The organism is Streptomyces sp. NPDC003038 (assembly GCF_040611115.1).
Taxonomy (GTDB): Bacteria; Actinomycetota; Actinomycetes; order Streptomycetales; family Streptomycetaceae; genus Streptomyces.
Genome location: NZ_JBEXNN010000004.1, coordinates 302,350 through 323,019 on the forward strand (window position 1 = coordinate 302,350; position 20,670 = coordinate 323,019).

The 20,670-nt window shown below is 71.5% G+C and carries 18 protein-coding genes and 3 tRNA genes; 11 read left to right on the top strand and 10 right to left on the bottom strand.

The window, feature by feature from the left end:
- Positions 1–85: 85 nt before the first annotated feature.
- The 3 genes from ABZX75_RS08015 to ABZX75_RS08025 all read left to right on the top strand — a co-directional run bounded on the left by ABZX75_RS08015 (position 86) and on the right by ABZX75_RS08025 (position 4,462).
- Positions 86–1,750, top strand: a complete 1,665-nt coding sequence (locus tag ABZX75_RS08015) for a hypothetical protein (protein WP_355409015.1) — start codon at positions 86–88, stop codon at positions 1,748–1,750.
- A 204-nt stretch (positions 1,751–1,954) separates the two neighbouring features.
- A complete protein-coding gene (locus ABZX75_RS08020) occupies positions 1,955–3,442 on the top strand; it encodes a N,N-dimethylformamidase beta subunit family domain-containing protein (RefSeq protein WP_355409017.1) in 1,488 nt (495 codons plus the stop codon).
- A 99-nt stretch (positions 3,443–3,541) separates the two neighbouring features.
- Positions 3,542–4,462, top strand: a complete 921-nt coding sequence (locus ABZX75_RS08025; RefSeq protein WP_355409019.1) for a phosphoribosylaminoimidazolesuccinocarboxamide synthase — start codon at positions 3,542–3,544, stop codon at positions 4,460–4,462.
- Between the two features lie 112 nt (positions 4,463–4,574).
- On the opposite strand, the gene ABZX75_RS08030 is transcribed toward ABZX75_RS08025, so the two are convergent.
- The 8 genes from ABZX75_RS08030 to ABZX75_RS08065 form a co-directional block, all read right to left on the bottom strand.
- Positions 4,575–4,647: transfer RNA gene (locus ABZX75_RS08030), tRNA-Gly, on the bottom strand.
- Positions 4,648–4,669: 22 nt separating this feature from the next.
- Positions 4,670–5,281: a response regulator transcription factor gene (locus ABZX75_RS08035; RefSeq protein WP_355409020.1), complete on the bottom strand. Its 612-nt coding sequence runs from the start codon at positions 5,279–5,281 to the stop codon at positions 4,670–4,672.
- A complete protein-coding gene (locus tag ABZX75_RS08040; RefSeq protein ID WP_355409022.1) occupies positions 5,278–6,639 on the bottom strand; it encodes a histidine kinase in 1,362 nt (453 codons plus the stop codon). The genes ABZX75_RS08035 and ABZX75_RS08040 overlap by 4 nt, the downstream gene beginning before the upstream one ends.
- Before the next feature lie 21 nt (positions 6,640–6,660).
- Positions 6,661–7,425: an ABC transporter permease gene (locus ABZX75_RS08045; RefSeq protein WP_355409023.1), complete on the bottom strand. Its 765-nt coding sequence runs from the start codon at positions 7,423–7,425 to the stop codon at positions 6,661–6,663.
- Positions 7,422–8,426: an ABC transporter ATP-binding protein gene (locus ABZX75_RS08050; protein WP_355409025.1), complete on the bottom strand. Its 1,005-nt coding sequence runs from the start codon at positions 8,424–8,426 to the stop codon at positions 7,422–7,424. The genes ABZX75_RS08045 and ABZX75_RS08050 overlap by 4 nt, the downstream gene beginning before the upstream one ends.
- Positions 8,427–8,590: 164 nt before the next feature.
- A tRNA-Gly gene (locus ABZX75_RS08055) sits at positions 8,591–8,663 on the bottom strand.
- 68 nt (positions 8,664–8,731) lie between these two features.
- Positions 8,732–8,803 (bottom strand) — tRNA-Gly (locus tag ABZX75_RS08060).
- Between the two features lie 88 nt (positions 8,804–8,891).
- On the bottom strand, positions 8,892–9,209 hold the full coding sequence (locus tag ABZX75_RS08065) for an Lsr2 family protein (RefSeq protein WP_355409027.1): 318 nt from the start codon (positions 9,207–9,209) through the stop codon (positions 8,892–8,894).
- A gap of 322 nt (positions 9,210–9,531) precedes the next feature.
- Here ABZX75_RS08065 and purS point away from each other — a divergent pair, with 322 nt between their 5' ends.
- The 8 genes from purS (at position 9,532) to purM (ending at position 18,860) form a co-directional block, all read left to right on the top strand.
- The gene (purS, locus tag ABZX75_RS08070) at positions 9,532–9,783 is read left to right on the top strand and encodes a phosphoribosylformylglycinamidine synthase subunit PurS (RefSeq protein WP_008740952.1); all 252 of its coding nucleotides are present in this window, start codon (positions 9,532–9,534) and stop codon (positions 9,781–9,783) included.
- Positions 9,784–9,785: 2 nt separating this feature from the next.
- Positions 9,786–10,466 (top strand): phosphoribosylformylglycinamidine synthase subunit PurQ, encoded by a 681-nt coding sequence (gene purQ, locus ABZX75_RS08075; RefSeq protein ID WP_355409030.1) that lies wholly within the window; start codon positions 9,786–9,788, stop codon positions 10,464–10,466.
- Positions 10,463–12,736, top strand: coding sequence for a phosphoribosylformylglycinamidine synthase subunit PurL (gene purL / locus ABZX75_RS08080; RefSeq protein ID WP_355409032.1), 2,274 nt, complete (start codon positions 10,463–10,465; stop codon positions 12,734–12,736). Before purQ ends, purL begins: the two co-directional genes overlap by 4 nt.
- Before the next feature lie 186 nt (positions 12,737–12,922).
- The gene (locus tag ABZX75_RS08085) at positions 12,923–14,119 is read left to right on the top strand and encodes a hypothetical protein (protein WP_355409033.1); all 1,197 of its coding nucleotides are present in this window, start codon (positions 12,923–12,925) and stop codon (positions 14,117–14,119) included.
- Between the two features lie 10 nt (positions 14,120–14,129).
- Positions 14,130–14,921: a sterol carrier family protein gene (locus tag ABZX75_RS08090; RefSeq protein WP_355409035.1), complete on the top strand. Its 792-nt coding sequence runs from the start codon at positions 14,130–14,132 to the stop codon at positions 14,919–14,921.
- A gap of 76 nt (positions 14,922–14,997) precedes the next feature.
- Positions 14,998–15,825 (top strand): META domain-containing protein, encoded by an 828-nt coding sequence (locus ABZX75_RS08095; RefSeq protein WP_355409036.1) that lies wholly within the window; start codon positions 14,998–15,000, stop codon positions 15,823–15,825.
- Positions 15,826–16,203: 378 nt separating this feature from the next.
- Positions 16,204–17,721: an amidophosphoribosyltransferase gene (purF, locus tag ABZX75_RS08100; protein ID WP_355409038.1), complete on the top strand. Its 1,518-nt coding sequence runs from the start codon at positions 16,204–16,206 to the stop codon at positions 17,719–17,721.
- Between the two features lie 68 nt (positions 17,722–17,789).
- The gene (gene purM / locus ABZX75_RS08105) at positions 17,790–18,860 is read left to right on the top strand and encodes a phosphoribosylformylglycinamidine cyclo-ligase (protein ID WP_355409040.1); all 1,071 of its coding nucleotides are present in this window, start codon (positions 17,790–17,792) and stop codon (positions 18,858–18,860) included.
- Positions 18,861–18,935: 75 nt separating this feature from the next.
- Here the strand turns inward: purM and ABZX75_RS08110 are convergent, their stop codons facing one another.
- Together ABZX75_RS08110 and ABZX75_RS08115 are read right to left on the bottom strand one after the other, a co-directional pair.
- A complete protein-coding gene (locus ABZX75_RS08110; RefSeq protein WP_355409042.1) occupies positions 18,936–19,196 on the bottom strand; it encodes a DUF3073 domain-containing protein in 261 nt (86 codons plus the stop codon).
- Positions 19,197–19,493: 297 nt separating this feature from the next.
- A complete protein-coding gene (locus ABZX75_RS08115; RefSeq protein WP_355409044.1) occupies positions 19,494–20,588 on the bottom strand; it encodes a Glu/Leu/Phe/Val dehydrogenase dimerization domain-containing protein in 1,095 nt (364 codons plus the stop codon).
- Positions 20,589–20,670: the final 82 nt, after the last annotated feature.

Genomic DNA, 20,670 nt, shown 5'->3' on the forward strand with positions numbered 1-20,670 from the left:
TCACCGGCATTGCGATGTCGGTGGCGGGTGTCACAGTGGGGGAGTGAGCAAAGCCGCCGCAGGGCAGAGGGGGTGAGGTCCGGCCGTGTCCGGAACCGGTTCGATCATGGAAGTGGGCGTGCCGTCGGCGCGTTCCCGCGCCTTGGCCGTGCTGCGCGTGCGCAGCAGGGCGCTGGCCGTGGGACTGCTGCCCGCCGCCCTCGCGGTGGTGCTGCTGGCGGCCCTGATGACGGGCCGGCTGGCCGGGGACCCCTGGCCGGCGGTGACCCTCGCCGTGTGCGTGGTCGCCGCACTCGTCCTGCTCGTCGGCGGGGTCTTCGCCGCGGTGGTGCTGCGGGCGAGTCCCGCCGTGACACCGACGGTGCCGCTGGCCGAGGCCGCCGCGCCCGACCTTTACCGGCTGGTGCGGGACCTGGCCGACCGGATGGACGTTCCGGCGCCGTCGGCCATAGCGCTGACGCCCGACTGCGACAGCTGGCTGGAGGACCGCACGCATGCGGCCCACCGCCGCAGCGGTATATCCGCTGGTCCGGAATCCGAGCCCGGCGCCGCTCCGGTGCTGGTGATCGGATCGCCGTTCCTCTGGTGGATGCGGGTCGCGGAGCTGCGCGCGGTCCTCGCCCCCGTCGTCGCGGGTACGGGTCCTTCCGCACACCCGGACATAGCGGACGCCCGCGGTTTCGTGCGGGGCCTGGACGCCGCCGTGGACGTGGGCAACCGGCGCGGCCTCGGCTGGATCGCCCGGCCGGCGCGGCTGCTGCTGCGGCTGTGCCGGGTGGACGCCGCCGAGATGGAGCGCGGGGTGGCCGCGGCCGCCTCGGACCGTGCACAGGATGTGGACTACGGGCTGCGCATCGTCGCCCAGGAGCAGGTCGGCCTCGCCTACGCGGGCTGGGACCGGCTGCTGACCCGGGTCGCGCTGCCCGCGTGGCGGATGGGCCGCTGGCCGGCGCACCTCGACGCGGGGGTGGTCTCCGCGCTGACCGAGCTCTCCCGGCGGGACCGGCTGGCCGAGGGTTACGCCTCTCGGCTGGGCGAGCGCCCCGCCTGCGACCTGCTGGAGCAGCCCGGGGCGGTCGACGAGGCGGCTTCGCTGCTGGCCGCGCGGCTCTTCCACGGCGGTCCGGCCGAGCCCGGGCCGGACTGGTCCCCGGTGGACTGGACGGCGTATCCGGAGGAGGTCGTGGACCGCAAGTGGCGCACGGAGGCGGCTCGCCTGCACGCGGCGCTGGACGCCTTGGCCGTCCCGGCCCGCGACACCGACGGGCAGCGGCCCCTCACTGCACCCGCCGGGTACGGTTTCGCCGGACCCACGCTGGAGCGGGTGCTCGGGCACCTCACGGACGTTGCCGGTGACGGCGCGGCCGGGGAGGCACTGGCCGGACGGCTCAGCGCCGACCTCGCGCGGGAGGACCGGGCCGCCGGCCCGGACGTCGGAGCCGGGGCTGCGGCCGGTAAGGCGCGCGGCGCGGATGCGGTACCGCTGTTCCCCCTCCAGCCGCCGCGCAGCGGGCGGGATCTGCTGGCCGACCACGTGACGGCGATGGTGTGCTGCGCGGCCGTGGACTCGGCCGGAGCCGCTCCGGGGCTGGACTGGCTGGACGGCCCGGTCCTGCTGGTCGGCGGGGACCGCCGCTCGGACCTGGCTCCGCACGTGATGTGCCTGGTCGAGGACGGGAATCCGGAGCCTCTGCGGCACTGGCTCGCGGAGATCGGGGTCCGCGCGGAGGAGCCGGTCCGGCTCGTCTGACCAGCGGTTTCCGTGCCCCCTCACGGGTGACGGCTCGCACGAACAAGCGGATTCCAATGTTCCGCTCACGTCAATTCACGACGAACGGTGACGGAGTGCGTGCGTTATGTGATGTGCTGGGACCAGTCGCGGCGACAGCACGTACAGGTACCGCGCACCGGTACGACGTTGGATCCGTTCGGGGCACCGAGGGAGGGGAGCGGTATGGGCGGGGAGCAGATCAGGCGTTGGGAGTCGGGTGCGCTCGCGCACGCGGTGACCGACCCCTTCGGACAGGGACCCCTGCCGTGGTTCCGGGGCAGCGAGCTCTATTTCGACGACACCGGGCAGGTCGTGCCCTGGTACGTGGACCCGGCCGCGGCGGCCGCGGGCACCGGCCAGATCCCCCGCGCCCGCGGCAACGGCGGCCCCCGGACCGCCGACGACGTGCACCGCCAGATCAAGGGCTTCGCCTCCACCGGCGCCGTCACCCCCGGCGGGGCCATCGACTTCCACATCACCGTCGATCCGCCCCAGCAGTTCTCCGTCGACGTCTACCGGATCGGCCACTACGGCGGCGACGGCGCCTCCAAGATCACCACGAGCCCCCGTCTCTCCGGCATCGTCCAGCCAGCCCCGCTCGCCGCCGACCGCACCGTCTCCTGCCACCACTGGTGGCTGTCCTGGCGGCTCCAGGTCCCCTCCTACTGGAACATCGGCGCGTACGTGGCCGTCCTCACCACCGCCGACGGCTACCGCTCCCACATCCCCTTCACGGTCCGCGACGAACACCCCGCCGACCTCCTGCTCCTGCTCCCCGACATCACCTGGCAGGCGTACAACCTCTACCCGGAGGACGGCCGCACCGGCGCCAGCCTCTACCACGCCTGGGACGACGAAGGCCGGCTGCTCGGCGAGCGGGACGCGGCCATGACCGTCTCCTTCGACCGCCCCTACGCGGGCGCGGGCCTCCCCCTCCACGTCGGCCACGCCTACGACTTCATCCGCTGGGCCGAGCGCTACGGCTACGACCTCGCCTACGCCGACACCCGCGACCTGCACGCCGGCCGCGTCGACCCCACCCGCTACCGCGGCCTCGTCTTCCCCGGCCACGACGAGTACTGGTCGGCACCCATGCGCCGCACCGTCGAGCGCGCCCGCGAGCACGGCACCTCGCTCGTCTTCCTCTCCGCCAACACCATGTACTGGCAGGTCGAGCTCGCCCCGTCGCCCTCCGGCGTCGAGGACCGGCTCCTCACCTGCCGAAAACGCCGCGGCCCCGGCCGCCCCAGCCTGTGGCGGGAGGTCGACCGCCCGGAACAGCAGCTGCTCGGCATCCAGTACGCGGGGCGGGTCCCCGAGCCCGCGCCCCTGATCGTGCGCAATGCCACGCACTGGCTCTGGGACTCCACCGGCGCCGGTGAGAACGACGAACTCCCCGGCCTGGTCGCCGGTGAGGCCGACCGGTACTTCCCGCGCACCCAGCTCCCCGAGCACCAGGACCGGATCCTGCTCGCGCACTCCCCTTACCTGGACAGCGACGGCCACCGCCGCCACCAGGAGACCTCCCTCTACCGGGCGCCCAGCGGCGCGCTGGTCTTCGCCTCCGGCACCTTCGCCTGGTCCCCCGCCCTCGACCGCCCCGGCCATGTCGACGAGCGGGTCCAGCGGGCCACCGCCAATCTCCTCGACCGGATCTGCAAGCGGGACTGAGACACCGCCGACGCACGCCGGGCACACCCCTGGCGGGGCAGGCGGTGGCCCATACGGGAGAATCGGCAGTGCGCTCATACAGAACTACAGGGAGACCCCGTGTCCGGATTCGTCGAAAAGCCCGAGCCGGTTCAGGTTCCGGGACTCGTCCACCTCCACACCGGCAAGGTGCGCGATCTCTACCGCGACGATGACGGCCACCTCGTCATGGTCGCCAGCGACCGCATGTCCGCCTTCGACTGGGTGCTGCCCACCGAGATCCCGGACAAGGGCCGGGTCCTCACCCAGCTCTCCCTGTGGTGGTTCGACCAGCTCGCGGACATCGTCCCGAACCACGTCATCGGCACCGACCTCCCCGCCGGCGCCCCCGCCGACTGGGCCGGACGCACGCTGATCTGCAAGAACCTCGAGATGGTCCCGGTCGAGTGCGTGGCCCGCGGCTACCTCACCGGATCCGGTCTCGCCGAGTACGAGCAGACCCGTACGGTCTGCGGACTCGCCCTCCCCGAGGGACTCGTCGACGGCTCCGAGCTGCCCGGCCCGATCTTCACCCCGGCCGCCAAGGCCGCGGTCGGCGAACACGACGAGAACGTCTCGTACGAGGAGGTCGCGCGCACCACCGGCGTGGAGACGGCGGCGCTGCTGCGCCAGGCCACCCTCGCCGTGTACGGGCGCGCCCGGGACATCGCCCGCGAGCGCGGGATCATCCTGGCCGACACGAAGTTCGAGTTCGGCTTCGACCGCAGCCGGGACGGGGACGTCCTGGTCGCCGCCGACGAGGTGCTGACCCCGGACTCCTCCCGTTTCTGGCCGGCCGACCGGTGGGAGCCGGGCCACGCGCAGCCCTCCTTCGACAAGCAGTTCGTCCGCGACTGGCTGTCCTCCCCCGCCTCCGGCTGGGACCGGAAGGGAGAACTCCCGCCGCCCGCGCTGCCGCAGGAGGTCGTGGAGCAGACCCGCGCCAAGTACATCGAGGCGTACGAGCGGCTCACCGGCCTGACCTGGAAGAGCTGGTCCTGACGTGCTGACGTGCTCATGTGCGACGTGCTGACGCCCTGAGACATGAACTGAGACACGAACTGAGACACGAAGAAGCCCCCGGTCGCGATGACCGGGGGCTTCTCCACTACAGAGCGGACGACGAGACTCGAACTCGCGACATCCACCTTGGCAAGGTGGTGCTCTACCAACTGAGCTACGTCCGCAGGCGCCGTAGCGCGGGACCTACTATACCCAACCCCGCTCCCGTGCGAGACGCACCGCCGTGTGCCGGTTCCCGGCCCCCAGCTTCGACGCCGCCGAGGACAGGTAGTTCCGTACGGTGCCCTGCGAGAGCGCTGCCCGCTCCGCGATCTCCGCGACGGGCGCCCCGTCCGCCGCGAGTTCCAGCACCTCCGCCTCACGGGCTGTCAGCGGCGAGTCGCCCGCGCTGATCGCGTCGGCCGCCAACTCCGGATCCACATAACGCCCTCCGGCGTGCACGGTCCGGATCAGCTCCGCCAGCCGCTGAGCCGACACCGTCTTCGGCGCGAAGGCCCGTACGCCCGCCGTCAGGGCCCGCTTCAGGTGCCCGGGACGGCCGTGGCTCGTCACGATCATGGTCTTGCAGCCGGGGAGCTCGGCCCGCAGCGATGTGGCCACACTCACACCGTCCGCCCCCGGCATCTGCAGGTCCAGCACCGCCACGTCCGGCCGGTGCGCCCGCGCCATCGCGAGGGCCTCGGGGCCCGACGCCGCCTGCGCGACGACCAGCAGATCGTCCTCCAGGGCCAGCAGCGCGGCGAGCGCACCCCGGATCAGGTGCTCGTCGTCGGCCAGCAGCACACGTACGGGGCTCATGCCCGCGCCCCCTCTTCCCGCAAGTCCCACGTCTCCTTCGCCTCCCGTACGGCCTTCGCGCCCCGGCTCTCCTCCACGTCCCCCACGGCCGGGGTGCGCAGCCGCCGCGCGGGTATCTCGACCCGCACCCGGAAGCGGCCGCCGGGCGCCGGTCCGGCCTCCAGGGTGCCGTCCAGCGCGGCCAGCCGCTCCCGCAGCCCGGCCAGACCCGAACCCGGCCTCCCGTCCCGCGGCGGCGACTCCGCGGGCACGCCGTCGTTCTCCACGGTCAGCACCAGGCCGCCACCGGTCGCGCCACCAGCGCCACCCGCGCCGCCCTTCCCGTCCGCAGCCGCCAGCCGGATCACGCAGCTGCCCGGCTCCCCGTGCCGCAGCACGTTCGTGGTGGCCTCGCGCACCACCCAGCCCAGCGCCGACTGCACCGCCGGCGGCAGGGCGCGCCGCTCCCGCAACTCCACGCGGCAGTCGATGCCGGCGGCGCGCAGCACCCCGCGCGCGCCCTCCAGCTCCACCGCGAGGTCCGCCTCCCGGTAGCCGCGCACCACGTCCCGTACCTCCCGCTGGGACTCCTGGGCGATCCGCTGCACCTCGATCATCTGGTCCACCGCCTCCGGGCGTTCGCGCCGCGCCAGCTGGACCGCCAGCTCGCTCTTGAGCGCGATCACCGCCAGGTTGCGGCCCATCACGTCGTGCAGATCGCGGCCGAAGCGCAGCCGCTCCTCCGCCACCGCCAGCTGCGCCTGGAGCTCCCGCGACCGGTCCAGCTCCCGCACCGTGTTCAGCAGCCAGGCGGAGAACCCGCAGGCGGTGCTGATGAACAGGCCGCTGAGCAGCACGGCGAACAGGTACCCGAGGGCCTCGGCCGCCGACAGGCCCAGCGCGAGCACCGCCGCCCCCGTGGCGAGGGCCGCGCCCGGGGCGACGTACTTCATGTGCCCGACCTTCTTCAGGCACAGGACCAGCGATCCGCAGGTGAAGCAGGTCATGCCCGCGATCAGCGTCGGCGCCACGGACTCGTGGCCGGTCAGCTCGGCCTTGCGCAGGAAGAGGACGGCCAGGCAGGCGGCGGCGGTCAGAGCGGCCGTCGTCACCGCGAGCCGCACCGGGCGTTCGCGCCGCTCCACGACCCAGTCCAGCGCCCTGGAGGAGAGGAACCCGACCAGCACGGAGTGCGCGCACACGGTGAAGAAGAGCGAGACCGCCACCGGCTGCGTTGCCTTCTCGGTCGCCGCCCCCAGCGCGGCCAGCCCGAACGAAAAGATCTCGATGAGTACGAAGAGGTGGAACGACCAGCGCGTGTACAGCTCGACCTTCCCCGAACTGCTGCGGTTCTTCCACCACCCCGTCAGTTTCGACACGGTTCCCGTCCCCCGGCTCCTCTAGCGGCGCGGTTCCCAGCGGAACCACCGCTGGACAGCAAACACGGTGATCACGATCCAGGCCAGCGCGGGGACCGCGGCGCCCAGCAGGTCCCCGCCCTCCGCGCCGCCGCTCCAGCCGGCCCGCACCAGGAACATCACCCCGCTGAGCGGCAGCAGTTCGCAGACCGAGGCCAGCGTGTCCGGCAGCGTGTCCGCCGGCGCGAAGAGCCCCGAGCCGAGCGCGGTCAGCAGGAACAGCGGCAGCGTGGTGATCCCCGCGCTCTCCACAGTGCGGGTGACGGAGCTGGTCAGCGCCGACATCCCGGCCAGCATCACGATGCCCGCGAGGACGGCCGCGGCGAGCAGCAGCGGGTTGCGCGGCATCGTCACCTCCAGGACGGCCGCCCCGGCCACCGCGAGGACGGCGATCTGGGCGAGCGCGAGGACGGCGGCGGGCAGCGCGGTCCCGGCCAGGATCTCCAGGTCGTTGGCCTCGCCGGTACGGAGCCGCTTGAGGACGAGCTCCTCGCGCCGGGCGACGTAGGCGGAGACCAGGTTCATGTAGACGACGAGGATCAGCACCATGCCGATCCCGCCGGTCAGCGTGGCCTCGCCGACGGCTGCCGCGCCGCCCCGCCCGCCGAGCGTGGAGCGCAGGACGAACACCATCAGCAGCGGCATCAGCAGGGCCACGCCCAGCGCGGCCCGGTTGCGCACCAGCAGGGTGAGCTCGGAGCGGCCGAGGGCGGTCAGGCGGCCGGGGTTCAGGGTCAGCGTGTTCATCGGGTACCGGCCATCCGGTCGAAGCGGTCATCGAAGTGATCGTCGGCGGGGTCCTCGGCGGGGTCCTCGGCGCGGTCCTCGGCGCGGCCCTCGGCGCCGCGGCGGCCGCGCGCCGCGATCTCCAGGAACGCCTCCTCCAGGGAGGCGGACCGGGCGTCGAGCCCGGCCAGCTCGACGCCCGAATCGTCGGCCCAGCGCAGCAGTTCGGCGAGGGCGGCCTGGAGCCGTTCGGTACGGATCTCCACCCGCTGCCCGTCGGCCGCCGCGTGCAAAGCCAGCGGGAGCCGGGCCGCGGGCACCCCGGCCGGCAGGGTGAAGCGGATCCGGGACGGCCTGGTGGCGGTCACCTCGGCGGGGCTGCCGGTCAGGACCAGCTCCCCCTCGTGCAGGATCGCCAGCCGGTCCGCGAGCTCCTCGGCCTCCTCCAGGTAGTGCGTGGTCAGCAGCACCGTGGTGCCGTCGGCCCGCAGCTCCCGTACCAGCGCCCAGGTGTCCCGGCGCCCTTCGGGGTCCATGCCGGTGGTCGGCTCGTCCAGGAAGAGCACCTCGGGCCGCCCGAGCAGGGCCAGGGCCAGGTCAAGCCGCCGCCGCTCTCCGCCGGACAGTTGCTTGACGCGTACGGAGGCCCGCGCGGCCAGGCCGACCAGCTCCAGCACCTCCGCCGCCGGGCGGGCGCCGCTGGTGACCCCGCTCCACATCCGGACGGTCTCGGCGACGGACAGATCGGAGGGGAATCCGCCCTCCTGGAGCATGACCCCGGTGCGAGGCCGGACCCGGGCCCGCTGCGTGTAGGGATCGAGCCCGAAGACGCGGACGGCCCCGCCGCTCGGCGCGGCCAGCCCCTCCAGCAGTTCGACGGTGGAGGTCTTGCCCGCGCCGTTGGTGCCGAGCAGGGCGAAGATCTCGCCGGGCGCCACGCAGAAGGAGACGCCCCGGACGGCCTCGAAGCCCCCGGCATACCCGCGCCGCAGGTCCTCGGCCTCGATCACTGTGTGATTCATGACTCAAGCCTCGCGGCGGCCGGGCGCATGTGGCAGTGCGTGCTGTCACGGCCCCCGATGACATTTGTCAGGGCGGCCGGCTTCACCCAGCCGGGGAAACCTCACCCTTCCGGGAAACACGAAGAAGCCCCCGGTCGCGATGACCGGGGGCTTCTTCACTACAGAGCGGACGACGAGACTCGAACTCGCGACATCCACCTTGGCAAGGTGGTGCTCTACCAACTGAGCTACGTCCGCATGCCCTGCGCGGGCAATGCACGCATCACTCTACCTGATCCACGATGGTGGCCGGTAAAGCGATGCAGAGCGGGTGACAGGGATCGCACACTGCGCCTTCCTCCTGGAAGGAGGATGTTCTGCTACTGAACTACACCCGCACGACCGTCGGGGCGTTGACCTGTGGTCTGGCCCCTTGGCGTGATCCACACACTAGCCGACTGATGGGGGTGGATGGCAAATCGGCTCTCAGTGGGCCGCGTTGTAGGACTCGTAGATCCGCTTCGGGATGCGGCCGCGCGGCGGGACGTCGAGCTGGTTGGACCGGGCCCAGGCCCGCACGACCGCCGGATCGGGGGCGATGGCGGTGTGCTTGAAGGCCTTCCCGGAGCGGGACTGCCGACGGCCGGCCGCCACGTAGGGAGCCAGGACCTTCCGCAGTTTCTTTGCGTTGGCCTCATTGAGGTCGATCTCGTACGACTTACCGTCCAGAGCGAACGCGACCGTTTCCGCCGCTTCTCCGCCGTCGATGTCATCGGAGAGCGTAACCACTACGCGCTGCACCACGGATATCGGTCCCTTCGCGCGCCCTCACCACCACGTGCTGACGTGCGGTGATGTCGCCTGTGTGGATGTTTCGGAGCAATGCATCTTTCCGCCGGAATCCGGGGTGATTCCTTTGTACCCCGATTCTCATTGCATTGCGAAGCCCAGTTAATTCTCTCCGCGTGTCCCGCCGCAATCCCGGCCGCGTGTTTTTCCGGGTGATTTTGCGAAGCGTTGGTGAAGCCGAAACCGATCGGCGATCAAGCCACAGGATATCTACCCGCGTAGAAATTTTGGCCGGGTACGCTGAGGGAACCGCCTTCGCACCAACCACCACACGGGAGTGCCAGTGGCACGCGTCGTAGTCGACGTCATGCTCAAGCCGGAGATCCTCGACCCTCAGGGCCAGGCGGTGCAGCGTGCACTGCCGCGCCTGGGCTTCGAGGGAATCGCCGACGTCCGCCAGGGGAAGCGTTTCGAACTGGAGGTGGAGGGACCGGTCGACCAGGCCGCCCTCGACCGCATCCACAAGATGGCCGAAACGTTCCTCGCCAACACCGTCATCGAAGACTTCACCGTGAAGGTCGAGGCCTGAGGGTGACCACTCGCATCGGAGTCGTCACGTTCCCCGGGACGCTCGACGACCGTGACTCGCTGCGCGCCATCCGCCTCGCGGGTGCCGAGCCGGTCTCGCTGTGGCACCGCGACAAGGACCTGCACCAGGTCGACGCGGTCGTCCTCGCGGGCGGCTTCTCCTACGGGGACTACCTGCGCGCCGGGGCCATCTCCCGCTTCTCGCCCGTGATGGAGCCCATCATCGAGCAGGCCAGGGCCGGCATGCCGGTCCTGGGCATCTGCAACGGCTTCCAGGTCCTCACCGAGGCCCACCTGCTGCCGGGGGCGATGCTCCGCAACAACGACCTGCACTTCATCTGCCGCGAGCAGAAGCTGCGGGTGGAGAACGCGGAGACCGCGTGGACCGGTGACTACACCACCGGCCAGGAGATCTCCGTCCCGCTCAAGAACATGGACGGCCGCTACACCGCCGACGAGCGCACGCTCGACGAACTGGAGGCCGAAGGCCGCGTGGCCTTCCGGTACCTCGGCGGCAACCCGAACGGCTCGCTGCGCGATGTCGCCGGCATCACCAACGCCGCGGGCAACATCGTCGGCCTCATGCCGCACCCCGAGCACGCGGTCGAGCCGCTGATCGGGACGGGCCGCACCGACGGCCTCGGATTCTTCACCTCGATCCTGAAGAAGCTGGTCTCCGCATGACTTTGGACACCGTCAAGCACGCCACCGACACGCCGGACGCGGGCCAGCCGTGGAAGGAGCTCGGCCTCAAGGAGGACGAGTACGCCCGCATCCGGGAGATCCTGGGCCGGCGCCCCACCGGTGCCGAGCTCGCCATGTACTCGGTCATGTGGTCCGAGCACTGCTCGTACAAGAGCAGCAAGGTCCACCTGAAGCAGTTCGGTGAGAAGACCCCCGAGAACACGGCCATGCTCGTCGGCATCGGCGAGAACGCCGGCGTCGTCGACGTCGGCCAGGGCTACGCGGTCACCTTCAAGGTCGAGTCGCACAACCACCCCTCGTACATCGAGCCCTACCAGGGCGCGGCCACCGGCATCGGCGGCATCGTCCGCGACATCCTCGCCATGGGCGCCCGCCCGGTCGCCGTCGTGGACCCGCTGCGCTTCGGCGCGGCCGACCACCCCGACACCCGGCGCGTCCTGCCGGGCGTGGTCGCGGGCATCGGCGGCTACGGCAACTGCCTCGGCCTGCCGAACATCGGCGGCGAGGTCGTCTTCGACGCCTGCTACCAGGGCAACCCGCTCGTCAACGCCGGCTGCATCGGCGTGATGAAGCACGAGGACATCCACCTCGCCCAGGCCTCCGGCCCCGGCAACAAGGTCATCCTCTACGGCGCCCGCACCGGCGGCGACGGCATCGGCGGCGTCTCGGTCCTCGCGTCCGAGACCTTCGACGCCGCATCCGACAGTGCCTCCGGCACGGGCAAGCCGAAGAAGCGCCCGGCGGTCCAGGTCGGCGACCCCTTCCAGGAGAAGCTCCTCATCGAGTGCACCCTGGAGATCTTCAAGGAGAAGCTGGTCGCCGGCATCCAGGACCTCGGCGGCGCCGGACTCTCCTGCGCCACCTCCGAGCTGGCCTCCGCCGGCTCCGGCGGTATGCGCGTGGAGCTGGACACCGTCCCGCTGCGCGACGCGACGCTCTCGCCCGAGGAAATCCTCATGAGCGAGTCGCAGGAGCGCATGTGCGCGATCGTCGAACCCGCCCACGTCGACCGCTTCATGGCGATCTGCGAGAAGTGGGACGTCATCGCCACCGTCATCGGTGAGGTCACCGAGGGCGAGCGGCTGGAGATCTTCTGGCACGGCGAGCAGATCGTGGACGTCCCGCCGCGTTCCGTCGCGCACGAGGGCCCCACCTACCACCGCCCGTACGCCCGCCCGCAGTGGCAGGACGCGCTCCAGGCGGACGACGCGAACAAGCTGCCCCGGCCCCAGACCCCGGCCGAGCTGCGGGCGCAGGTCCTCGCGCTGGTCTCCTCCCCGAACCAGGCCTCCAAGTCCTGGATCACCGACCAGTACGACCGCTTCGTGCAGGGCAACACCGTCCTGGCGCAGCCCGAGGACGCCGGCATGGTCCGCATCGACGAGGAGTCCAACCTCGGCGTGGCCATGGCCACCGACGGCAACGGCCGCTTCGCCAAGCTCGACCCGTACACGGGCGCGCAGCTCGCGCTGGCCGAGGCGTACCGCAACGTCGCCGCGACCGGTGCCAAGCCCCTGGCCATCTCCGACTGCCTGAACTTCGGCTCGCCCGAGGACCCCGACGTCATGTGGCAGTTCGCCGAGGCCTGCCGCGGTCTCGCCGACGGCTGCCTCGAACTCGGCACCCCGGTGACCGGCGGCAACGTCTCCCTCTACAACCAGACCGGCGCCGTCGCGATCCACCCGACCCCGGTCGTGGCGGTCCTCGGAGTCATCGACGACGTCAACCGCCGCACGCCGATGGCCTTCGCGGAGGCCGGCCAGCTGCTCTACCTGCTGGGCGACACCGCCGAGGAGTTCGGCGGCTCCGCCTGGTCCGAGGTCGTCCACCGCCACCTCGGCGGCTTGCCGCCCAAGGTCGATCTCGGCCGCGAGAAGCTGCTCGGCGAGATCCTGATCTCCGCCTCCCGCGACGGCATGATCGACGCCGCGCACGACCTCTCCGACGGCGGCGTCATCCAGGCACTCACCGAGTCCTGCCTGCGCGGCGGCAACGGCGCGCGGATCGTCGTACCGGAGGGGTTGGACGCCTTCACCTTCCTGTTCTCCGAGTCCGCGGGCCGGGCCATCGTGGCCGTGCCGCGCAGCGAGGAACTCCGCTTCACCGACATGTGCGGAGCACGCGGCCTGCCGGCCGCCCGCATCGGCGTGGTGGACGGCGATGAGATCGAGATCCAGGGCGAGTTCACCCTTCCCCTGAGCGAACTCCGTGCGGCCCACGAGGCGACGATCCCGGCCCTGCTGGCCTGATCCCCCCTCTCGACGAGCCCCCGTCCGGATCCTTCCGGGCGGGGGCTCGGTCGTCACCGCATCCGGTGGGTAACGTCCGTGTGGTCATCGCAGGTGCAAGACCGGGGGGTGGGGATGTTCGAACCGCTGGAACCGTCTACGGGCGGACCGCTTCCAGACCGTGGCCGATGGCGCAATGCGGTCAACTTGCTGCTGTGTATCGCCGGTGCGGGCGGGCTGGTTCTCGGCGGCTGGGCCCTGCACGACTCGTACGAGTCCCACCAGGACCGCGAGGCCAGCCGCGCCCTGATCACCGAGGCGTGCGCCGGCCTGGTGGACGCGGACACGGTCATGGGCCTGGACGGGGGCACGGACCGGGTGGTCATGGGTGGCGAGGGCCCGAGCACCGTCGACTTCGAAACCGTCCCGGGCGGCTGTGTGCTGAGCCGCCTGGAGGAGCGCAAGGGCCGGGACGTGAAGCTGAGCCAGTTCACGCTCACGATCCAGGGGCTGCCGCAGCAGAGGGACCTGCACGTGATCGACGACGTGTGGGACAGGCCCTTCGAGGGGCTGGAACGGGGGCGGCCGGGAGACGCCACCGCGCGGACCACGCACCCGGACCGCGTCCCGCTGGGGGACGGCAGCCTCGGCGACTACGGAGCCGAGGACGCGACGGTCACCGCCCGTTGCGATCAGCCGATCGCCTCCGGGGCGACGTCCCTCGTGGTGACCGCGGCCTCCCCGAGCACGCGGGACCAGGCCCGTGACCGCACGGCACTGGTCCGCCTCGCCCACCGGGCCGCGGAGGGCGCGGCGCGGAAGCTCGGCTGCCGCGCCCGGCTGCCGGAGCTCCCCACTGCCCTGCCCGCTCCCGCCGTCGACCTCACTCCCGTGGCGAACCGGCAGGACAGCTGCGACTGGTACGCCGCCCACCTGCGCGGGCCGGACCGGGAGCGGCTGCCCGACCGGGCCCTCGGGGTCCCCCGCGTGAGCGGGGCCCGGATGGAGGGCTGCCTGCTCGCGGTGAGCCCGGAGCGGGCCGAGCGGGTCTTCCCGCTGCTGGCCAGGGAGGAACGAGGACACCAGCGGCTCGACGACGTGCTGGGGAGGTACCCCTGGTGGATCCGGACCCGGACGTATGTCGGTGACGACGCGGCGGCCGTGGCCGTCAAGGTGCGCCGCGCCTCCCCGAACCCCGTTCTCACCGGCAGGGCCGGTCGGATCGGCCAGGTCCGCTACGCCTCCGCGACCTGCCAGGGCAGGCCCGGCACCTTCACGATGAGCGTGCCCGAAACCTACGCGGGGGTGCTCGGTGCCCGTCTCGACGCGATGTTCACGACGTACGCCACCGGGGCCGCGACCCGTCGCGGCTGCACCGGGCTCGTGCTGCCCGGGCCCGAGTAGGGTCGGGGCCATGCCGCCCGCCAGGAAGAAGCCGCGCACCTACGACCCCGAGAAGATCCGCGCGGCCGTCACCGCGCAGTTCGGGCATGTCGCCCGAGCCGTGGGCGAGTTGAGTCCCGAGCAGCTCGCGCGGCCGAGCGGGCTCGGTGACTGGACGGTGGCCCACCTCGCCGCGCACATCGCGTGGATCGCCGACTCGCTGGCCACGGGCCTCGCGCGGCCGCCCGCCGCCATCCCCGAGCTGACGGCCGTCGAGTGGCCCTTCGCCACCGCGTCCCTCGCCGGGAAGATCTCCGAGGCGGCCCGGGAGACCCTCGGCGGCGCTCCACTGCCCGAGCTGTACGACACCGCGGCCGCCCGGATGGCCGAGGCGCTGGCGGCGCACCACGGCAGCCGGGTGCTGAACCTGTGGATCGGTGACATGACCCTGGCCGATTTCCTGGTCACGCGGACCGTGGAGCTGGTGGTCCACACCGACGACCTGAACCGGGCCGCCGGACTGGCCGTTCCCGTCGAGCGCCAGGCGCTGGCCGCCTGCACCCGGCTGCTGGCCGACGCCCTCGCGGTCAAGGCGCCGGGCGGGTCGGTGGAGGTACGGGTCCCGCCCTTCGCGGTGGTCCAGTGCATCGAGGGGCCGCGCCACACCCGCGGCACCCCGCCGAACGTGGTGGAGACCGACCCGCTGACGTGGATCCGGCTCGCGACGGGCCGTACGGGATGGGCCGAGGCGGTATCGGGGGCGCTGGTCAGGGCCAGTGGTGAGCGGGCCGACCTGTCGGCGCTGCTCCCGCTCATGAGCTGAGCGGGAGCGGCGCCAACAGGTCGAGGCAGGTCGGGGCCGGGCGGAACCGCCGCGGCGGCCGGTTCGTCACAGGAACATGCGTACTCACCGGCACGTCCGCGTCCGCGCCCGCCTCCGCCTCCATGCCCCGGTCGGCCTGGCCCTCGTACTGGCCCTCGCCGCCTGCGGCGGCGGGGCGACGAACATCGGCACCGACCCGCTCCCCGGCGCGACCGGGTCCTGGTCCGTCGCGTCCCTGACCACCGGCGGCCGGACCCTGCACGCGCCCGACGCGGCCCGGATGGACCTCGGCGAGGACGAGGCCACGGGCAACTACGGCTGCAACGCCTTCACGGCGAAGGTCGTCTTCGAGGGGACCTCCGCCCTGACCGTCACGCCCGGCGCCACGACCACCATGGCCTGCGAGAACATGGACTTCGAGACAGCGTTCGCCAAGCTCTTCCAGGGGCGGCTGACCATCGACAAGGGACCGGACCGGCTCACCCTGAAGGCCGCCGACGGGAGCACCCTCGCCATGACCTCGAAGCCCCCCGTCCCGGACGCCCCGCTCACCGCGACCGAGTGGACCGTCGACTCCCTGATCAGCGGCGAGACGGTGTCCTCCGTACCCGCCGAGGCGGCCGGGAAGGCGCGGTTCACCCTCGCCGCGGACTCCACCGCGAGCGGCAGCCTCGGCTGCAACCGGTTCAACGCCAAGGCCGCCGTCGACGGCCCCTCGGTGACCTTCGGGCCGCTCACGACGACCCGCATCGCCTGCGCCGGCCCGGCGGGCGAGGTCGAGCAGGCTCTGACCGGCCTCTTCGGCAGCGGCCCGCTCACCTGGAAGATCCAGGGCCGGACCCTGACCCTGACCGCGCCCGACGGCAAGGGTCTGACGGCTCAGGCAGCCTCCGCCGCGGAGTGACAAGGGCGGCGGACCGGCCGCGCCGACGAAGGGCGGAACCGCCCACATCGGGGCTCGTACGAATCCACAAGTGCGCCCCGGCGCGGCCGGGCCCGCCACCCGCCTCAGGCAGGCGGCGGCAGTCCGCGAGAGCAGCCGGGCCGACCGAGGAAGGGCAGGCGTGTCGCCGTACGCGCACTCGATGAAGGGGGCGGCGCGAGCATCGAGAGCCGGACTGGCGCGAGGGTTCGTATGAAAGCACAGGGATGGAGCGGCCGACGCACTCCATACGGGGCGAAACAGTCACCCTCCGCAGGGGTTACCCGACTGTCCGCACTGTGACTTTTACGGGCCGTCCCCAATTCGGACCAGTGGTCGATCTCGCCTACACTCGGAAGCGTGCCTCGTGGTGATGGACGACTCAACCACGACCTGCTCCCCGGCGAAAAGGGCCCCCAGGACGCTTGTGGCGTCTTCGGTGTCTGGGCTCCGGGTGAAGAGGTCGCCAAGCTCACCTACTTCGGACTGTATGCGCTGCAGCACCGCGGACAAGAGTCCGCGGGAATCGCTGTGAGCAACGGTTCCCAGATCCTCGTCTTCAAGGACATGGGCCTCGTTTCCCAGGTCTTCGACGAAACCTCTCTCGGCTCGCTCCAAGGTCATATCGCGGTCGGTCACGCCCGCTACTCGACCACCGGAGCCTCCGTCTGGGAGAACGCGCAGCCCACTTTCCGCGCGACCGCCCACGGCTCCATTGCCCTGGGTCACAACGGCAACCTGGTGAACACCGCCGAGCTCGCCGAGATGGTCGCCGACCTCCCCCGTCAGGACGGCCGCGCCACTCAGGTGGCCGCCACCAACGACACCGACCTCGTGACGGCCCTGCTGGCCGGGCAGACGGACGACGAGGGCAAGCCCCTGACCATCGAGGAGTCGGCCTTCAAGGTCCTCCCGAAGGTCAAGGGAGCCTTCTCCCTCGTCTTCATGGACGAGGGAACCCTCTACACCGCCCGTGACCCGCAGGGCATCCGCCCGCTGGTCCTCGGCCGCCTGGACCGCGGCTGGGTGGTCGCGAGTGAGACCGCCGCCCTCGACATCTGCGGCGCCAGCTTCGTCCGCGAGGTCGAGCCGGGCGAGCTCATCGCGATCGATGAGAACGGCCTGCGCACCTCCCGATTCGCGGAAGCAAAGCCCAAGGGCTGTGTCTTCGAGTACGTCTACCTGGCGCGCCCGGACACCGACATCGCCGGCCGGAACGTCTACCTCTCGCGCGTCGAGATGGGCCGGCGCCTGGCCAAGGAAGCCCCGGTCGACGCCGACCTCGTGATACCGACGCCGGAGTCCGGTACTCCGGCCGCCGTCGGATACGCCGAGGCCAGCGGGATTCCGTACGGCTCCGGCCTGGTCAAGAACGCCTACGTCGGCCGGACCTTCATCCAGCCCTCGCAGACGATCCGCCAGCTCGGCATCCGGCTGAAGCTCAACCCCCTCAAGGAAGTCATCCGGGGCAAGCGCCTGGTGGTCGTCGACGACTCGATCGTCCGCGGCAACACCCAGCGCGCCTTGGTCAAAATGCTTCGCGAGGCGGGCGCGGCGGAGGTCCACATCCGGATCTCCTCGCCTCCGGTGAAGTGGCCGTGCTTCTTCGGCATCGACTTCGCCACCCGGGCCGAGCTCATCGCCAACGGCATGTCGGTCGACGAGATCGCCGCCTCCCTGGGCGCGGACTCGCTCTCGTACATCTCGCTCGACGCGATGGTCGAGGCGACCACCATCCAGAAGCCCAATCTCTGCCGTGCCTGCTTCGACGGCGAGTACCCGATGGAGCTGCCCGACCCGCAGCTCCTGGGCAAGCAGCTGCTGGAGACCGAGCTGGCCGGCGGCACGGACGCCGCCGACGCGCTCCGCCGCCCGTAACCCTGTTCCTCCACGGGCCCCGCAGCCCCGCACTCACCGCAGTAACGACACGAAAGCTCTCTCCTGTCATGACAGAGAAGACCACCGGTGCCAGCTACGCAGCCGCGGGCGTCGACATCGAAGCGGGAGACCGCGCCGTCGAGCTGATGAAGGAGTGGGTGAAGAAGACGCAGCGCCCCGAGGTCCTCGGCGGCCTCGGCGGTTTCGCCGGCCTCTTCGACGCCTCCGCCCTCAAGCGCTACGAGCGCCCGCTGCTCGCCTCCGCCACCGACGGAGTCGGCACCAAGGTGGACATCGCCCGCCGGCTGGGCGTGTACGACACCATCGGCCACGACCTCGTCGCGATGGTCATGGACGACATCGTGGTCTGCGGCGCCGAGCCGCTCTTCATGACCGACTACATCTGTGTCGGCAAGGTCCACCCGGAGCGGGTCGCCGCCATCGTCAAGGGCATCGCCGAGGGCTGCGTCCTCGCCGGCTGCGCCCTGGTGGGCGGCGAGACCGCCGAGCACCCGGGCCTGCTGGGCCCGGACGACTTCGACGTGGCGGGCGCCGGCACGGGCGTGGTCGAGTACGACCGGCTGCTGGGCGCGGATCGCATCCGTAAGGGTGACGCCGTCATCGCGATGGCGTCGTCCGGCCTTCACTCGAACGGGTACTCGCTGGTCCGGCACGTCCTCTTCGACCGGGCCGGGATGTCCCTGGAGAGCCACATCGAGGAGTTCGGCCGCGCCCTCGGCGAGGAGCTCCTGGAGCCCACCAAGATCTACTCGCTCGACTGCCTGGCTCTCACCCGTACGGCCGAGGTGCACGCCTTCTCGCACATCACCGGCGGCGGCCTCGCGGCCAACCTGGCCCGGGTGATCCCGGACCACCTGCACGCCACGGTCGACCGTACGACCTGGGCCCCCGGCGCGGTCTTCGACCTGGTCGGCAAGGCCGGCGCGGTCGAGCGGCCGGAGCTGGAGAAGACCCTGAACATGGGCGTCGGCATGATGGCCGTCGTGCCCGCCGAGTCGGTGGACGTGGCCCTGACCGTGCTCGCCGACCGGGGTGTCGAGGCCTGGGTCGCCGGTGAGATCGTCGACCGCGGCGCCCACACCGAAGGTTCGGCCCTGACCGGTTCCTACGCGAACTGAGGCAGCACGAAACCCGGTCCGGGGCGATGCCCTGGACCGGGTTTCGTGTTTCGACCTGGTCAGACGGTCAGCGCGTCAAGCGCCGCGACGCTGTGCCGACGGACCGGACTCTTCGTCCTCGTCGTCGTCATCGCCGTTGTACAGATCCGCGTACTTGGCGTACGGGTCGTCGTCATCCTGATCGTCATCGACTTCGACCGGCTCGCTGATAGGCAGCGGTTCCGTCGGCGATGCGCCCAGCTCATTGGCCAGACGCGAGAGGTCAGTCCCGCCGCTGTTGTACTTCAGCTGGCGGGCGACCTTTGTCTGCTTGGCCTTGGCCCGGCCGCGCCCCATGGCTCGACCCCCTCGGTGACGGGGCTCGACGGCCCCAGAGTCTGACACGCGTTCATGGTTCGGAGCGGGCTCTCCGTGGAGAGACCGTCCGTAGGGGTTTAACGGTACCTGCTTCCGCGGCCATACGGTACGCCGACCGCATGACGCGCCCCGGTGCAGAACCAACAAGGCGCCCCGTCCTCGCTGGTCAGCTGCGATTTTAACCCTTTCCTGACGGGCGACCCGCCGAAGCGCAGTGAGTTCCGTCTCGCCGCGCCCCGGCGGGGCGCCTCCACGGTGCCCCGAAGGTTCGTAGACCTAGACCGCGCGGCGGGCGCGGGCGTCCGCCATCCGCTGCTCGGCGATCCGGTCGGCCGCGGCGGCCGGCGGGATCCCGTCCGCCTTCGCGCGGGCAAATATGGCCAGGGTCGTGTCGAAGATCTCCGACGCCTTCGCCTTGCACCGGTCGAAGTCGAAGCCGCGCAGCTCGTCGGCGACCTGGATCACGCCGCCCGCGTTGACCACGTAGTCCGGCGCGTAGAGGATCCCGCGGTCGGAGAGGTCCTTCTCGACGCCCGGGTGGGCGAGCTGGTTGTTGGCAGCGCCGCACACGATCTTGGCGGTCAGGGCGGGCACGGTGTCGTCGTTCAGGGCGCCGCCGAGCGCGCAGGGCGCGTAGATGTCCAGGCCGGGCACGCGGATGAGCGCGTCCGTGTCGAGGACCGCGGTGACCTTGCCCGGGTGCTGCTCCAGGATCCGGCGTACGGACTCTTCCCGCACGTCCGTGATCACGACCTCGGCGCCGTCCTCCAGCAGGTGCTCGACCAGGTGGTGGCCGACCTTGCCGACACCGGCCACGGCGACCTTGCGGCCGCGCAGGGTCGGGTCGCCCCACAGGTGCTGGGCGCTGGCGCGCATGCCCTGGAAGACGCCGAAGGCGGTGAGCACCGAGGAGTCGCCGGCGCCGCCGTTCTCCGGGGAGCGGCCGGTCGCCCAGCGGGTCTCGCGGGCCACGACGTCCATGTCCGCGACGTAGGTGCCGACGTCGCAGGCGGTCACGTAGCGGCCGCCGAGGGAGTCCACGAAGCGGCCGTAGGCCAGCAGCAGTTCTTCGGTCTTCAGGACCTCGGGGTCACCGATGATCACGGCCTTGCCGCCGCCGAGGTCGAGACCGGCGAGGGCGTTCTTGTACGACATGCCGCGCGAGAGGTTCAGCGCGTCGAGGACGGCCTCCTCGTCGGAGGCGTACGCGTGGAAGCGCGTGCCGCCGAGGGCGGGGCCCAGGGCGGTGGAGTGGATGGCGATGACGGCCTTCAGGCCAGTGGCTCGGTCCTGGCACAGCACGACTTGCTCGTGGCCTCCCTGTTCCGTACGGAACAGGGTGTGCAGGACGCCGTCGGTCATTTCGGTCACGGTGGTGACTCCCATGGGAGAGATGCGGCGGAGTGACGCCCGCCCTGCGGGTGGGGGAGGGCGTGCTGGGAGCAGAGTAAGA